Here is a 13,883-nt window from a genome sequence, read left to right on the forward strand (position 1 = left end):
CGTCCTTTTTTTTCCTCATCCCGAACGGAATTCGACATCGTGGCTGACTACCAAACCCCTGCTCGCGTTCTTGTGACCGGCGTGGCCGGCAACCTGGGCCGCAAGGTCGTCGAGGCACTGGCCTCCGCCCCGTGGTGCACGTCCATCATCGGCGTTGACTGGGTTGCCCAGAACGTCGAGTTTTCGCCGCAAGCGGCCGAACGTTTTCAATGGGTCAAGGCCGATCTCACGCAAGCCGACGGCGCATGGACGGATCTGCTGAGCAACGTCGATGCCGTCATCCACCTGGCCGCAATCCACTCCACGCCGGACGCAACGTGGGAACAGGCGCTGGCCTCCTACGGCATGACGCTCAATGTGCTGCAGGCTGCGGCCACGCACGGCGTGCGCCGCTTCGTGTTTGCCTCGTCCAACCACGCGATGGGCGCATACAAGGACCAACCCCTGGCCGGCACCATCGGCCCCGGCAAACTCACCGCCGAACTGCCGCCCGCCCCGGGCACGCGCTGGAACAACGGCACGGAAGACGTCTACTCGCTCGCCTACGGAACGTCCAAGGCCATGGGCGAACGGCTCTGCAAGGCAGTGGGCGCCGTGTCCGCGGCCAACGGCGGCCAGCTGTCGATCGTGTCGCTGCGCATCGGCTGGGCACTGCCCGACGACAACGACCCGAACGACATCAACTATTCCGGCACAGCCGATACGCCCGTGCCGACCGAGCTGCCAGATGAAGCCAGCCGCGTCGCACTGCGCTGGTTCCGCAACATGTGGCTATCGAACGGGGATCTGCGCCAGTTGTTCCTCTGCTCCATCACGGCCGACCCCGCGCGCTGGCCAGCACCGGCCATCGTCGTAAACGGCGTGTCGAACAACCGTGGAATGGATTGGGGGCTGGAGACCGGGCGCGAGTTGCTGGGGTATGAGCCGCAGGATGATTTGTATGCGTTGATCCGGCAGCCCGCCTAAGGAGACGCGCTGGCTCAACGCGGCGGCGCGCAGGTCGATTCCCGAATCACCAACTCATACTGCAAATTCTCGTGCACCGAATGCGGCTTCAGGCCCGGCAGATGCGGGCGATGAATCGCGATGAGTTGTTCCACAGCCGCATGCGCCATCGCCTGGATCGGCTGGCGCACGGTGGTGAGCGCCGGCCAGAGCTGGCGTGAAAGCGGCGTGTCGTCGTAGCCGCAGATGGAGAGTTCTTCCGGCACCTTGATGCCGCGCGCCTGCGCCACGCGCAGCACGCCGGCGGCCATGTCGTCGTTGCCGGCAAAGATGGCGGTGGGGCGCGGCTCGCAAGACAGCAATCGCTCAGCGCAGGCTACGCCCGATTCGAACGAGTGCTCGCCCTGCTCGACCAGTCGTTCGTCGACTTCGATGCCGGCCTGCGCCATCGCGTCGCGATAACCGAATACCCGCTGATACGCCGCGCCGTGGGCGGGATCGCACACCACGAAGCCGATGCGGCGGTGGCCGAGCCCGATCAGGTGCAGCGTCATGTCGCGCGCGGCGGCGCGGTCTTCGGTGTTGACGGACAACCCCTTGTGCTCGCGATCAGCAGGTGCCAGGCGCACGTAATCGATGCCGGCTTCATCCAGCGCCGTGATCAGCGACGGCACGTCCGACACCGGCGGCGTCAGGATGATGCCGGCCAGGGCACGCTGGCGCGCACTCTGGATGATCTGCTCGGCGAGGTTCGGGTCGCGGTAGTTGCAGGGGGTCAGCAGCAGGCTGTAGTCGAGCGCCTGACAGGCCTCGAGCGCGCCATGCTGGATGTTGACGATGTAGTTGTCGGAGGGGTTGTCGTAGACCAGCGCGATGATGTCGGCGCGCTTGCTGGCCAGTCGCCGGGCAGCCGGGTTGGGCCGGTAGTCGAGCGTCTGCATTGCCTCGACCACCTTCGCGCGCGTCTTCTCGCTGATGTTGGGCTCGTGGTTCAGCACGCGCGAGACGGTCTTGATGGACACGCCCGCATGCGCGGCAACATCATCGACAGTGACGGCTCCGGCGTTGCGCTTCATGGTCTGGCGATGATCTGGCGAGTGTGGTTCTGAAACACGGAACGGGCGCCATCATGCGCCCGCCAATGTGTTCGATTTTAGCGCCAACCCCTGAGCCGCGCGGCCGAAAAAAACTAACGGGCGCTCAATCCCGACCGGCCGATCGGCAGCCGAACGATGCCTTGCGCCAGACTCACGCCCAGCAGGACGAGGCCGCCGCCGATCCAGTGATAGCCGTGCACCGTCTCACCCAGCATTACCGCTGCCATAGCGGCTGTGAAGACCGGCATCAGATTCATCAACACCGCCGTGCGTTCGCTGCCGATGCGCTTGAGCCCCTGCATCCACAGATACGACGCGACGATCGACGAAGCAATGCCAGCAAACACCACCAGCCCGATGCCCTTGGCCGGCACGGCCAGGCTGTGCGCCGTCATGGCCACCGGCACGAGCATGACGACGGCCATCAGCACCTGCACGTACAGGTTGAGCCACTGCCCGAACGGCAGCGCCCACCGGCGATAGAGGATGTTGTAGAGCGCGTACGCCGTGGCGCCGGCAAGCACGAGCACGTCGCCATGGTTGATGCCGCCGTCGAACAGGTTGGCCGGTTCTCCACGCCCGAGCAGATACAGCACGCCCAGGAGCGACACCACCACACCGGTCACGGCCTGCGCCCCGACCGGCTGACGAAATACCGCCACATTCAAAAGCAGGCCCAGCATCGGGATCAGCGCACCGATCACGCCCATGTTGGTCGCGCTCGTGCTGTGAGCGGCGTAGTACGCCAGGCATTGGTACATCACCATGCCCAGCAGCGCGAGCACCGCAAAGGGGCGCCACTGCGCCAGCACGGCATGACGCTGTCGCCATAGCGGCCGCGCGCAGAATGGCGTAAGCACGAGCGCCGCCAGCACCCACCGGTAGAACGAAATGGCCGCCGGGTCCACCACACCGGCAGCAGCTTTCGACACGATTGTGTTGGCGGCCCAGATCAGCACCGCCAGCAAGGGATACAGCACGGGCACGACGGCCTCCTCGAGCATTGGAAGACGGCAGTGTAGTAATGTCCGGTTCAAAACATATACTTCAAACCGGACAACCTCACCCCTCGAACCCGACAACCGTGGCTGAGACCCTGTACACCGCCTACCGCGACGCGGATCTGCGCGTGCCGACGGGGGCACCGTTCTACTTCCGCTTCGACCATTTCGAGCCCGAAACGGATATCGAGCCGCACACGCACCCGTGGGGCCAGATCAACCGCATCAGTCTCGGGTTGATGGAAGTCGTGGTGGACGGCCGCAGGTTGACGGCGCCCGCTGAATACCTGATCTGGGTGCCAGCCAACCAGCCGCATTCGGCATCGATTCGGCAGGCGACGGACTTCCTGTCGCTGTACATGGCCGAGCCGCTTGCGCAGCGGCTGCCGCCGATGGCCTGCCTGATTCCGCAGACACCGCTGGTGCGCGCGCTGTTCGAAGACTTCGCCACGCGCCGCGTCACCGCCATGTCGGACGAATGGGATTTGCGCCAGTTCGAACTGCTGGTCGAAATGTTGGTGCGCGCCGGCCACGCCGACAGCTACTTGCCCGACAGCACCGATCGCCAGCTGGAGCCCATCCTGCATGCCATCCGCCTGGACCCCGCCGACACCACCACGCTGCAGCAATGGGCCGAGCGCGTGCACAGCACCGAACGCACCCTCGCGCGACGGTTTCAGACCGAACTCGGCATGAGTTTCGTGCAGTGGCGCAACCGCGTGCGGTTGCTGCGGGCGCTGGTGTGGCTCAAGGAAGACCGATCGGTGCAGGAGATCGCGCTTGCGCTCGGCTATGGAACGCCCTCGGCATTTATTGCGATGTTCCGCAAGCAGGTCGGGTTTTCGCCGGAGCGCTATCGACGGCAGATGTGCGGCGAGGCAGAGCGCCCCGCCCTGCACGTCTCCGATCAGGCCGCGAGGTAGGCCGGCGTGGCGCTCGAAAGCGATTGCTTGACGTGGCGGCCAACGTCATCGACGAGTACTTCGTCGCGGCCGTCAGCGAGTGCGCGCAGCACTTCTGCAACGACCTGCTCTGGGGTCGACTTCGGTGCTGTCACGCCCGCCGTCATGTCGGTATCGATGTAGGCGGGGTGCACACCCACCACGCGCGTCCCCTGGCTGCGCAGCTCATGCCGCAAACCATTGGTCAGCGCCCAGGCGGCGGCTTTCGATGCGCTGTACGCACCGCTGGCTGGCAGTGCTACCCAGCTCAGTACCGACAGCACATTCACGACGACGCCCCCGCCGTTCCGCTTGAGCACCGGCGCAAACGCCTGCGTGACAGCCAGCAAGCCCCACACGTTCACGTCGAAGATCTTGTGGATCGCGCCAATGTCAGCGGGGGCAAGCAAGGACGCCGGCTGCATGATGCCCGCATTGTTGACGACCACATCAACGTCCGTCAGCGCTGCTGCGGCGGCGGTGATCGACTCCGCGTCGGTCACGTCGAGGCGCACGGCATGCACGCCGGTCTGCGTGACCGTCTGCGGGTCACGCGCACCCGCGTAGACCTTGGCCGCACCGGCGGCCAGCAGCGCCTGCGTGAACTGCCGTCCCAAGCCACGATTGGCGCCCGTCACAAGAATGGTCTTGCCTTTGATATCCATGTCGATCTCCATATGTGCATATGCACAGCTTTACCGCAAAAAAATGCGCCGTTGCGTGGCGCAGATTCAGGCCGTGGTGAGCGCAAACAGTGCTTCGCGAAGCGCCTGGGCCCGTTCCGCCCCGAATTTGTCGTCAATCTCCTGCTGGGCCGCCCGCCAGTGCGTCTCGGCGGCTTTGAGCAGCGCCAGCCCCCGCGGCGTCAAGTGCAACGCCGTCGCCCGTCCTGTAGATGCGGCCTTCTGGACGAGCAAGCCATCGCGCTGCATCGGTTGCAGGGCGCGCACAAGGGTGGTCCGGTCCATCACCAAGGCTTCGGCCACCGACGCCATCGTAGGCTCAGCGGCGGCGGTAGCGATCGCAACCAGCACCGAGAACTGCGACGACGTCAGCCCGACTTCGCCCAGATGGCGGTCATAAAGTTGCGTGACATAACGCGCCGCCTGACGAACGGCGAGCGCGGTGCACTTGGGAGTTTCAGGTAACGGAGACATGGGCTGCAGTTTATAAGTGCATATGCACATGTCAAGCGAATCTGTATCGGACGATATCGATTGAAAGCAGCAATAGGACTGGGTGCGTAGCTGACAGGCGGCTGGATGGCGCGCGCGGCACAACTCAAAACAATTGTGAGAAACCGCGCCGCACCGCCGTTTGCCGACTGCTGTGTCCTTTAGAATTCGCTCTGTTGCAGATTTGGAAGTCCACATGCGTACACCACGGTTGGCTGCTGCCCGGATGCTGGGCGGCGCGCTCGCCCTGAGCACGTTGGTACTCAGCGGCTGCAGTTCGCTGATGTCGGAAGGCACGACCACCGCGGCCGGTATCGGCGGTGCGGCCCTCGCTGCCAAGGTGACCGACAACGCGGCAGTGGCTACCGGCATCGGGTTGGGCGTACAGGCCGGCGCACGGGCCGCGTTGCAGCACAGCCAGCGCGTCGTCCACACCGAAACCCAAGACCACATCGCGCAGATCGCCGGGGCGCTTGCCGACAACACCGTCGGCAACTGGCAGATCAAGCACCGCATTCCCCTGGAACCCGACGAACACGGCCGCGTCGTGGTCACGCGTTCGATCAACGGGCCGCTCGTCAACTGCAAGGAAATCCTCTTCACCGTGGACGGCGTTGAAGACGGCGCTGCGAAAGTCGACTTCTTCGTCGCCTCGATCTGCCATGACGGCAAGCAATGGAAGTGGGCGACGGCGGAACCGGCCACGGCGCGATGGGGTTCGCTGCAATGAGCCCCGCGCGCGGGCTTGTCACTGCGTGCGCGGGCCTGATGGCTGGCTTGATGGCCGGCTGCTCGTCGGTTGGGCCGTTGACCGGAGCCGCGGCCGGCGTGGCCACCGGCACCGTCACCGGCAACCCCGCGGTGGCCTATGGCGTGGCGGTGTCGGTCAACGCCGCGACCGATGCGTCGATCAAATACGCGACGCGCAAATGGGCCGCCAGCGAACAGGATGCGCTCGCCATGGCCGTCGGGCGATTGAGCGACAGCACGCCCGCGCTCAACTGGTCGCTCGAACGTATGATGGGCTTCACCAAGGCGCACGGCCAGGTCGTGCTCGTACGCACGTTCACGACCCAGCTGGCCACGTGCCGCGAAGCGGTGCTTACGGTTCAGGAAGCGCTGGCTCCCACGAACGCTCCCGGGGCCGGCTACACGATTTACGCGTGTCAGAACGGCGGCACTTGGCAATGGGCCAACGCCGAGCCCGCCGTGCCGCGCTGGGGCAACCTCCAGTAGCACGCATCATCCGTCAGGACTTGGCGGCAAGGCGCGTCACGGCATCCTGCAGAAACCGCTTGCTCGCCTCGACGATCGTGCGCTGCATGGCCGCGTCAGGCATGGCCCGCGCGATATGGATGGCGCCGACCAGCTGCGCAATCATCGCCCATGCAGCATCGTCGTCCCCCAGACGCTGCGCGAGGATCGCGTGCCCCTTGCGCATCTCTTCCTGATACAGCGCGCGGACTGACGCGTCGGCGCGGGCGATCTCCGCGGCAAGGCCGGGCACGGCGCAACCGGCTTCGGGATGCTTCACGTGGGCAAGGCAAAGGTAGCGGTCCAGCTCAAAGCGCAGCCAATCTTCCGCCGTATCGTGCGGATTGCCGGTCCACATCTCGCGGCTGGCGGCCAATTCGGCCTCGATCAGTGCCTTGAGCCAATCCGACTTGGAGCCGAAGTGGCTGTAGAACGCGCCGCTGGTCATGCCGGCCGCCTGCGCGAGCGCGTCCACACCGGTCGCGGCAAAGCCGTTCACTTTGACCTTGCGGCCGGTGGCGCCGCGCCCGCGCGTGACCGTGCGCCTCGCCACTTCGCGCCCCGGCAGGAAACCCGAGAAACACGCCATCTCCCAGATCTTGAAGTACTTGCGCGCGGTCTCTTCCAGGATGCTGCTCGGTGGCGTGCCGATCCAGCTCAACCCGCACTTTCCGATCAACACGCTGCAAATGATGCGCGGTGCGGTCGGCATGCAACTGCGCAGCGACGCAGAATTCCACCGCTACCTCGCCACCATCTTCAGCGCAATGTTCGAGCACCCGCGCAATCTCGGCGATTTGCAGGAACTGGCTGCGGTGCTGGAAGCGGCCGGCATCTCCCCTGCGCTCATGCAGGAGTTGGTGCAGGACGACCGCGTCAAGCAGGCGCTGCGCAAGACTATCGACGAGGCCGTGGCGCGCGGCGTGTTTGGCGCGCCCACATTTTTTGTCGGCAATGAGATGTTCTGGGGGCCGGATCGCCTGCACTTCGTCGAGGCAGCGCTGTCCTGACAACCTGGCATGCGTTGGCGATCGGGCCGCCGCATGCACGTCGCATCCCCCCTTCGCTTACGAGGTCATGCTGCCTCATCTTGTATTTTTAATACGAATCACTATCATTTGCGTTCTTAATTAAATCGAGCACTGCCATGCACGGTATTGCCCTCCTGCTCGGGCTGCTTGCAGCGGGCTGCCTGTATGCGGCCGCGCCCAACCAAGTGTTGCTCGCACCCGCTTCGCGCCTGCGCGGGTGGCTGCTGTGTGGCACCGCCGTGGCGCTCTCGGTCATTGCCGTAGTGCTGTGGAACGACGTGCTGGGGTGGGGGGGCGCTGTCATCGCCGTGGCGCTGGTGGTCACCGGTGCCTTGTCGCTGTGGCCCATGGTGGGCGCGTGGACGCATCAACGGCGCGTAAGCAGTGCGTTGTCGTCATGAACGGGATCGGCACGAAGTGGCTGGCCGGTACCGTGCTGGGGTTGCCGCTGTCGGTCGCGCTGTGCACGCTGGCGATCCTGTGGCTGCCGGGCGGCTGGGAAAGCGGCATTGTCGGCGCGCTGCTCGCGTGCCTGCCGCTATGGGCCGTGATCATCAGCGCGAGCGTGCTCTTTCGGAGCAGCGCCCGGGCGTGGACCGTGCTGGTGGCCGCCAACGCGCTGTCGTTCGGCGCGCTGTGGCTGCCGCGGCTGACGGTGGCCTGACCTCGCCATGAAACCGACGACCTTACGTCTGTATCAGACGCTGCATACCTGGGTGGGCCTGATGGCGGGCTGGGCGCTGTTTATCGCGTTCTTTGCCGGCGCGCTCACCGTATTCCATGAAGAGCTGCATGCGTGGCAGAACCCGCTGCGCGCCAATCATGCGGCCGTTGCCACGACGCCCGCCGATATCGATCGCTTCGTCACCGCGCTGGTGCGCACGCACCCGGCCGCTGCGGCCAGCGCGTACGTCATCTTCCCCAACGAGGGCGAGCCGGAGTTCTCCGCGTATTGGCAGAACAGCAAGGGCGATTGGCAGATGACGACCGGCAGTGGGCTCGCTGCCGGCAAGACCTCGCCGAAAGATCTGTCGATCGAACCGTCCAAGGGTGAGCTGGCCAATTTCCTGAACCGGCTGCACTACTCGCTGGGGCTGGAAACGCCAGGCATGTATTTCATGGGCGCGATCTCTGTGCTGTATGGCGTGGCGCTCATCTCGGGCGTGCTGCTGCACCTGCCGCGCCTGAAAAAAGATCTGCTGGCCGTGCGGCCCGGGCGCAACCTCAAGCGCTTCTGGATGGACATGCACAACGTGCTCGGACTGTTCAGCCTGCCCTTCCACCTGATCTTTGCGATCACCGCGCCGGTGCTGTGTCTGAGTATCGTGCTGATGACCGTGTTCAACACCGTGGCGCTGAACGGCAAGCTGTTCGACGCGGTGCCGCGTGTCACCACGGCGGCGGGCACGGTGGTGGCCGCCAAGCGCGCGGCGCCCATGCTGCCGGCCGAGCAGCTGCTGGCCACTGCACGCGCGGCGGCCGGCCCGAACTTCACCGTCAAGTCGATCCACTACCAGCAGATTGGCGATGCGAATGCCGTGGCGGAACTGCGCGGCAGCAGCACGCGCGCGGTCGGCGACTACGGCTCGGTGGCAATTCACGCAGCGGCCGACCAGCCCAACAGCGGCACGCTCGTCGGCAATCAGACGCCCGACGCGCGCGACACCAACCACGCCCTCTACAGCCTGGTCTACGGCCTGCACTTCGGCACTTACGGAGACATCGCCTTGCGTCTCGCGTATCTCGTGATGGGCTTGGCGGGAGCGTTTGTCTTCTATTCGGGCAACCTGCTGTGGATCGAATCGCGCCGCAAGCAGCGCAAGGCAGAACAACCGCTTCTGCATCAACTGCTGGCGCGCGCCACGGTTGGCGTGTGCATCGGATGCTGCGTCGGCGTGATGGCGACGTTCCCGGCGGCGCTGCTGTGGCCGGAGCGTTCGGCGGGCGTGACGTACTACACCATGTTCTTTGCGGCGATTGCGTGGGCGATGCTGCGGCCGCCCGCACGCGGTGCCGTCGAACTACTCGGCGCAGCCGCCATCGGGGCAGTGCTTGCGCCGCTCACCAATGCGGTCGTCACCGGTGACCACCTGCTGCGCACGATGGCGCGCGGCGACTGGATGGTGGCCGGTTTCGACCTGGGCGCACTGGCGCTCGCGTGCGGCTTTGTCGGCCTTGCGCGTGCAACGCTGCGCCGGGCGCACCACGGCGCGCCTGATTCTGTCTGGGCCATGCCGGTGCGCGGGCCGCGCGTCGGCAACGACCTGCATCCGAGCGTCGCTAGAGAGCCATAGCTCTACACGCCGCCACCAAGAAACCACAACCACCCGCACAGGACTCGCGCATGCCGCTCGCCGGCACGCACGCGACTGCGCACGCCTGCCCACAACACTGATTCAGGGGAGCTGATCATGCGAGCCGCTGCTTTACCACCCGCTTCACGCCGTTCCATCAACCGCCTTCGCACAACGCCGCTGGTACGCAGGCTCGCACTGGCTTTTGCCGCCATGGGCGCGGGCGCCTCGGCCTACGCGCAGCAGAGCACCGCGCAGGTCGACCTGCCCGCCACGCAAGTCAGCGCCGGCAAACCTGCTGCCTATGGCGCAAAGCAGGCCAGCACCGGCGCGCTGGGCGACAAGGCTGTGCTCGACACGCCGTTCACCATCAACGTTGCCACGCAGGAGCTGATCCAGAACCGTCAGGCACAGACCATCGGCGAGGTCTTCAAGGGCGATCCGGCCGTCACCGCAAACAACGACGGCTACATCGGGGAGGCGTCGAACATCACCATCCGCGGCTTGCAGCTCGACCTGCTGGAGGGCTACAAGGTCGACGGGTTGGCCGTGCCCAACTGGGGCAGCGATGTGCCGCTCGAACACTTCGAACGTGTGGAACTGCTCAAGGGGCTCTCGGGATTCATGTATGGCTTCGGCACACCGGGCGGCATCGCCAACTTCGTGACCAAGCGTCCGACCAACACCTTTGGCGGCAGCGCCACGTTCGGCTTTACCAGCGGCGGCACGCTGAAGGAATCGGTGGATGTGGGCGGGCGCCTTGGTCCGACCAAGGCCCTGGGCGCCCGCCTGGGCGTAGTGCATGAAGAAGGCGACACCTTTGTCGACGGCGGCCATATCAAGCGCGACTCCGCATCGCTCGCGCTCGATGCGCGCATCACGCCCGATCTGCAGTGGTCGTTCGACGGCCTGTACATGCAGCGCAACGTGCAGGGTGCGTACTACGGCATCATCCCCGGTCAGGATTTTGGTGTGCCGGTCACGGAGTTCGTGCGCACGCCGCGTGCCATTGACGGCAGCCAACGCGTGTCGTCGGGCGGGTCGTATTACGAGACCGAAATCAAATCCGTCGGCACCGAACTGAACTGGGCCGCCACGCCAGATTGGAACGTGCGCGCCGCCTATCGCTATACGCAGCAGAATCGCGGCAACGCCGACAGCGCGATCCAGCTGACCGACAACGCAGGCAATTTCAGCGAGTTGCAGTACAGCTCGTACCAGCGCTACCAGTACAGCCAGGCGCAGGTGATGGCCAACGGCAAGGTGCGCACAGGCCCGATCGAACATGAACTCGTCTTCGGCACCTCGTGGCAGAGTCTCACGCAAGCCACGGGCGGTTTTGCTTCCACGCTGCTCGGCACCGGCAATCTGTATGACACGTCGGCGTTCGTGTCGTCGGGGGCGACACCGATGCGGGTGCCCGCGTCCGACGGTCTGGCTCGCACGTCCCGGATCGACCAGACTTCCGTCTTTGCGAGCGACACGGCTAAGTTCAACGAGCACTGGTCTGTGCTGGGCGGGTTGCGCTATACGCGTTTCAACCAGACCGGCTACAACGCTGACGGCAGCACTTCGGCCAAATACACCCGCGAGCCGATCACGCCCACGCTGGCGGTGATATTCAAACCCGTGCAGCCGGTGACGCTGTACACAAGCTATGTGGAATCGCTGGAGGCCGGTGCCAGCGCACCGATCACAGCACTCAACGCCGGCACGGTGTTCGGGCCCCTCAAGAGCAAGCAGGTCGAGGTGGGCGCCAAGGCCGAACTGCAGGACTGGACGTTCGGCGCAGCGCTGTTCCAGGTGCAGCGTGGGCTGGCGTATCTGCGGCCAGACAACGTCTATACCCAAGACGGCATGACGCGCTATCGCGGCCTTGAACTGAGCGCACGCGGCAAGCTCGCGCGTGACTGGACGCTGCTGGGCGGCGTGCTGATCATGAATTCCGAGAACACGGAGTCCGATGCCTCCGTGCTGGGCAAGCGGGCCTATGGGTCGCCGCGCTTCAAGGCGACGGCGTATGTGGAATACGCCGTGCCGCCGGTGCCGGGGCTCGTGCTGTCGGCGGGCGGCCAGTACGTCGGCAACTCGGCGCTGGAGGCAAACAACAGCAACATCGTGCCGGGGTATCACACGTTTGATGTGGGGGCGCGGTATTCGACCAAGGTGGGCGGCAAGCCGGTGACGCTGCGGTTCAATGTCGACAACCTGACGAATAAAAAGTACTGGTTGCCGAGCTGGGGCTTCATTCTTGTGCAGGGGGCGCCGCGGACGTTCAGGGCAAGTGCGACGATGTATTTTTGACCGGCCGGCAACCGGATCGACGCAAGCTTGGCATGCCGCACGATCTACACCTTTCGCAGCGCCTGCCGATATAGACGGAAACACCCGGGCACTCGGGCCCGGGATCTTCTTCGTTTCCCGTCGTTACCGTGAATTTGCTGCGCGCTTTTGTAATGTTTGCCGTCCTTGCCGCCGGTGCGATGCCTGTTGTGCCGGTGGCGGCGACGCGCGCGAGCTTTACCGTGAGCCTCACCATCGTGGATCGCTGCACGGTGGTCTCCGGCGCCACCGCGACGGCCAGCGTGCAGTGCGAGCGGGAATCGCCGAGCCGTGTCTCGTATGGCCCGGCCGTACGACCGCCCCTGGCGGAACCGGGCGATATGCTGTTTTCAGCACATCGTCAGATCGTCACCGTCGAGTTTTAAGCCATCGGTAGGCCTTGGGCCTCTCTTTTGCTACGTTCAAAGCACGTACCCTCCGTCGGATGGCGGAGCCCAACGTGATGACCCGAGCAAGTGAGGCACCGCACACCATGCGGTGCTCGTCACAGGAGAAGACCGATGCGATACCCCCTTGCTTATCCCCGTGTGCCTCGTCTGGCGCCGCAACTGATCGTGCTCGCTGGTCTGCTCTCAGCCCCCGGCTGGCTTGGGGCCGCAACCAAGACCACCACATTCACTGTCTCGCTCACGTTGCAAAACGATTGCTCGATCAGTGCCAATGCGCTCAACTTCGGCACGCAGGGGGTGCTGAGTGCAAACGTCGACCAGACCACCAGCCTGAGCGTCACGTGCAGCACGGCGGCCCCATACAACGTGGGTCTGGACGCCGGCACCACCACCGGGTCGACCATTGCGGCCCGTCTGCTGGCCGGCACGGGCACAGCCACGGTGGGCTATCAGCTCTATCGCGACACCGCACGCACCCAGATCTGGGGTAACACCGTCGGCACGGACACCGTCACCGGCACCGGCACGGGTACCGCGCAGGCCTTGACGGTGTACGGACGCGTACCGCCGCAGAACACGCCGGCGGCGGGTACCTACACCTCGACCGTCACCGCCACCATCACGTTCTGAATTGCGTCGCCCTGACACCAGGCGCGCCGCTCCACCGGGGCGACGCCGCACCATGCTGCGTGTGGCAACGGCAGGCATTGCCTTTCTCATTGCTGCGCTCGCGCCATGGTCGGCAACGGCGGCCTCCCTGCAGATTTCGCCCATCCGCATCGACCTGCCACCGGGGCAGGCTGCGGCAGTGCTCACGCTGCGCAATCGCGGCACATTGCCGCTCAACGCCCAGGTGCGCGTGTTCCGCTGGACGCAGGACGCCGAGGGCGAGCACCTCGAACCGGCCGCTGCGCTCGTCGCCAGCCCGCCCATCGTGCAGATTCCGGCAGACAGCGAACAGCTCGTGCGCGTCGTACTCACGCAGCCGCCCACCGCCGATGCGGGCGAGCAGGCGTATCGGCTGCTGATCGACGAACTGCCTGACCGCCGCCCACAGACGCTGACCGGCGTGACGATGCAGCTGCGCTATTCCGTGCCCGTGTTCGTCAATGCCGTGGCCGATTCCCCGCCCAGGTTGTCCGCCACGTTGCGCGGCACCGGCGACAAGACCGTCCTGGTGGTCCGCAATGCCGATGTGCGCCACGCACAGCTCTCGAGCGTATCGATCGATTGGAGCGACGGCACGCACAGCGAGATCACCGCCGGCCTGCTCGGCTACGCACTGGCCGGCGCAACGCGAACATGGCCTGTGGCCGCGGGGCAGGCGGCGAAGACGACACCGCGGCGGCTGCGCGCTCTCGTCAATGGCGTGGCAGTGGAGATGCCGCTTGCGCGCGCCGACTGATGCACAGA

The 13,883-nt window shown here is 65.4% G+C and carries 17 protein-coding genes; 12 read left to right on the plus strand and 5 right to left on the minus strand.

Annotated features, from left to right (window positions below; genetic code table 11):
- Positions 1-39: 39 nt before the first annotated feature.
- Complete coding sequence (locus N5B55_RS23350; RefSeq protein ID WP_178961449.1) at positions 40-966, plus strand: NAD-dependent epimerase/dehydratase family protein; 927 nt, start codon at positions 40-42, stop codon at positions 964-966.
- A 14-nt stretch (positions 967-980) separates the two neighbouring features.
- On the opposite strand, the gene N5B55_RS23355 is transcribed toward N5B55_RS23350, so the two are convergent.
- Both N5B55_RS23355 and N5B55_RS23360 read right to left on the minus strand, forming a co-directional pair.
- Positions 981-2,021: a LacI family DNA-binding transcriptional regulator gene (locus tag N5B55_RS23355; RefSeq protein WP_065859258.1), complete on the minus strand. Its 1,041-nt coding sequence runs from the start codon at positions 2,019-2,021 to the stop codon at positions 981-983.
- Positions 2,022-2,134: 113 nt separating this feature from the next.
- Positions 2,135-3,028 carry a DMT family transporter gene (locus N5B55_RS23360; protein ID WP_304541825.1) on the minus strand — a complete coding sequence of 298 codons (894 nt, stop codon included), beginning with the start codon at positions 3,026-3,028 and terminating at the stop codon, positions 2,135-2,137.
- Positions 3,029-3,126: 98 nt separating this feature from the next.
- Between N5B55_RS23360 and N5B55_RS23365 the strand changes: the two genes are divergently transcribed.
- Positions 3,127-3,966, plus strand: a complete 840-nt coding sequence (locus N5B55_RS23365) for an AraC family transcriptional regulator (RefSeq protein ID WP_304540382.1) — start codon at positions 3,127-3,129, stop codon at positions 3,964-3,966.
- On the opposite strand, the gene N5B55_RS23370 is transcribed toward N5B55_RS23365, so the two are convergent.
- Both N5B55_RS23370 and N5B55_RS23375 read right to left on the minus strand, forming a co-directional pair.
- The gene (locus N5B55_RS23370) at positions 3,951-4,649 is read right to left on the minus strand and encodes an SDR family oxidoreductase (protein WP_178961451.1); all 699 of its coding nucleotides are present in this window, start codon (positions 4,647-4,649) and stop codon (positions 3,951-3,953) included. The genes N5B55_RS23365 and N5B55_RS23370 overlap by 16 nt on opposite strands.
- 66 nt (positions 4,650-4,715) lie before the next feature.
- Positions 4,716-5,141 carry a MarR family winged helix-turn-helix transcriptional regulator gene (locus tag N5B55_RS23375; RefSeq protein WP_178961452.1) on the minus strand — a complete coding sequence of 142 codons (426 nt, stop codon included), beginning with the start codon at positions 5,139-5,141 and terminating at the stop codon, positions 4,716-4,718.
- Positions 5,142-5,355: 214 nt separating this feature from the next.
- Between N5B55_RS23375 and N5B55_RS23380 the strand changes: the two genes are divergently transcribed.
- A complete protein-coding gene (locus N5B55_RS23380) occupies positions 5,356-5,889 on the plus strand; it encodes a hypothetical protein (protein WP_369812445.1) in 534 nt (177 codons plus the stop codon).
- Entirely contained in the window at positions 5,886-6,395 is a 510-nt protein-coding gene (locus N5B55_RS23385) for a hypothetical protein (RefSeq protein WP_304540386.1), read from the plus strand. The genes N5B55_RS23380 and N5B55_RS23385 overlap by 4 nt, the downstream gene beginning before the upstream one ends.
- A 13-nt stretch (positions 6,396-6,408) precedes the next feature.
- On the opposite strand, the gene N5B55_RS23390 is transcribed toward N5B55_RS23385, so the two are convergent.
- On the minus strand, positions 6,409-7,074 hold the full coding sequence (locus N5B55_RS23390) for a TetR family transcriptional regulator (protein ID WP_304540388.1): 666 nt from the start codon (positions 7,072-7,074) through the stop codon (positions 6,409-6,411).
- On the opposite strand from N5B55_RS23390, the gene N5B55_RS23395 reads away from it, so the two are divergent.
- From N5B55_RS23395 to N5B55_RS23430, 8 genes are all read left to right on the plus strand, one after another.
- Positions 7,058-7,423, plus strand: a complete 366-nt coding sequence (locus N5B55_RS23395; RefSeq protein WP_304540391.1) for a DsbA family protein — start codon at positions 7,058-7,060, stop codon at positions 7,421-7,423. The genes N5B55_RS23390 and N5B55_RS23395 overlap by 17 nt on opposite strands.
- Positions 7,424-7,560: 137 nt before the next feature.
- Complete coding sequence (locus N5B55_RS23400) at positions 7,561-7,845, plus strand: hypothetical protein (protein WP_304540393.1); 285 nt, start codon at positions 7,561-7,563, stop codon at positions 7,843-7,845.
- Complete coding sequence (locus N5B55_RS23405; protein ID WP_178962348.1) at positions 7,842-8,108, plus strand: hypothetical protein; 267 nt, start codon at positions 7,842-7,844, stop codon at positions 8,106-8,108. Before N5B55_RS23400 ends, N5B55_RS23405 begins: the two co-directional genes overlap by 4 nt.
- Before the next feature lie 7 nt (positions 8,109-8,115).
- Positions 8,116-9,738, plus strand: coding sequence for a PepSY-associated TM helix domain-containing protein (locus tag N5B55_RS23410; protein WP_304540395.1), 1,623 nt, complete (start codon positions 8,116-8,118; stop codon positions 9,736-9,738).
- A 117-nt stretch (positions 9,739-9,855) separates the two neighbouring features.
- Positions 9,856-12,042 (plus strand): TonB-dependent siderophore receptor, encoded by a 2,187-nt coding sequence (locus tag N5B55_RS23415; RefSeq protein WP_304540397.1) that lies wholly within the window; start codon positions 9,856-9,858, stop codon positions 12,040-12,042.
- Between the two features lie 152 nt (positions 12,043-12,194).
- Positions 12,195-12,446, plus strand: coding sequence for a hypothetical protein (locus tag N5B55_RS23420; protein WP_304540399.1), 252 nt, complete (start codon positions 12,195-12,197; stop codon positions 12,444-12,446).
- Positions 12,447-12,581: 135 nt separating this feature from the next.
- On the plus strand, positions 12,582-13,100 hold the full coding sequence (locus N5B55_RS23425) for a Csu type fimbrial protein (protein ID WP_065859283.1): 519 nt from the start codon (positions 12,582-12,584) through the stop codon (positions 13,098-13,100).
- A gap of 52 nt (positions 13,101-13,152) precedes the next feature.
- Positions 13,153-13,875: a fimbrial biogenesis chaperone gene (locus N5B55_RS23430; protein WP_304540402.1), complete on the plus strand. Its 723-nt coding sequence runs from the start codon at positions 13,153-13,155 to the stop codon at positions 13,873-13,875.
- The last annotated feature ends 8 nt before the right edge of the window (positions 13,876-13,883 follow it).

It is taken from the genome of Ralstonia pickettii (assembly GCF_030582395.1).
Lineage (GTDB): Bacteria > Pseudomonadota > Gammaproteobacteria > Burkholderiales > Burkholderiaceae > Ralstonia > Ralstonia pickettii_D.

Excerpts from the sequence above, each read along its gene's own strand:
- N5B55_RS23355 (WP_065859258.1), bottom strand. The coding sequence starts at position 2,021 with ATGAAGCGCAACGCCGGAGCCGTCACTGTCGATGATGTTGCCGCGCAT.
- N5B55_RS23370 (WP_178961451.1), bottom strand. The coding sequence starts at position 4,649 with ATGGATATCAAAGGCAAGACCATTCTTGTGACGGGCGCCAATCGTGGC.
- N5B55_RS23375 (WP_178961452.1), bottom strand. The coding sequence starts at position 5,141 with ATGTCTCCGTTACCTGAAACTCCCAAGTGCACCGCGCTCGCCGTTCGT.
- N5B55_RS23380 (WP_369812445.1), top strand. The coding sequence starts at position 5,356 with ATGCGTACACCACGGTTGGCTGCTGCCCGGATGCTGGGCGGCGCGCTC.
- N5B55_RS23385 (WP_304540386.1), top strand. The coding sequence starts at position 5,886 with ATGAGCCCCGCGCGCGGGCTTGTCACTGCGTGCGCGGGCCTGATGGCT.
- N5B55_RS23400 (WP_304540393.1), top strand. The coding sequence starts at position 7,561 with ATGCACGGTATTGCCCTCCTGCTCGGGCTGCTTGCAGCGGGCTGCCTG.
- N5B55_RS23405 (WP_178962348.1), top strand. The coding sequence starts at position 7,842 with ATGAACGGGATCGGCACGAAGTGGCTGGCCGGTACCGTGCTGGGGTTG.
- N5B55_RS23410 (WP_304540395.1), top strand. The coding sequence starts at position 8,116 with ATGAAACCGACGACCTTACGTCTGTATCAGACGCTGCATACCTGGGTG.
- N5B55_RS23415 (WP_304540397.1), top strand. The coding sequence starts at position 9,856 with ATGCGAGCCGCTGCTTTACCACCCGCTTCACGCCGTTCCATCAACCGC.
- N5B55_RS23420 (WP_304540399.1), top strand. The coding sequence starts at position 12,195 with ATGTTTGCCGTCCTTGCCGCCGGTGCGATGCCTGTTGTGCCGGTGGCG.
- N5B55_RS23425 (WP_065859283.1), top strand. The coding sequence starts at position 12,582 with ATGCGATACCCCCTTGCTTATCCCCGTGTGCCTCGTCTGGCGCCGCAA.
- N5B55_RS23430 (WP_304540402.1), top strand. The coding sequence starts at position 13,153 with ATGCTGCGTGTGGCAACGGCAGGCATTGCCTTTCTCATTGCTGCGCTC.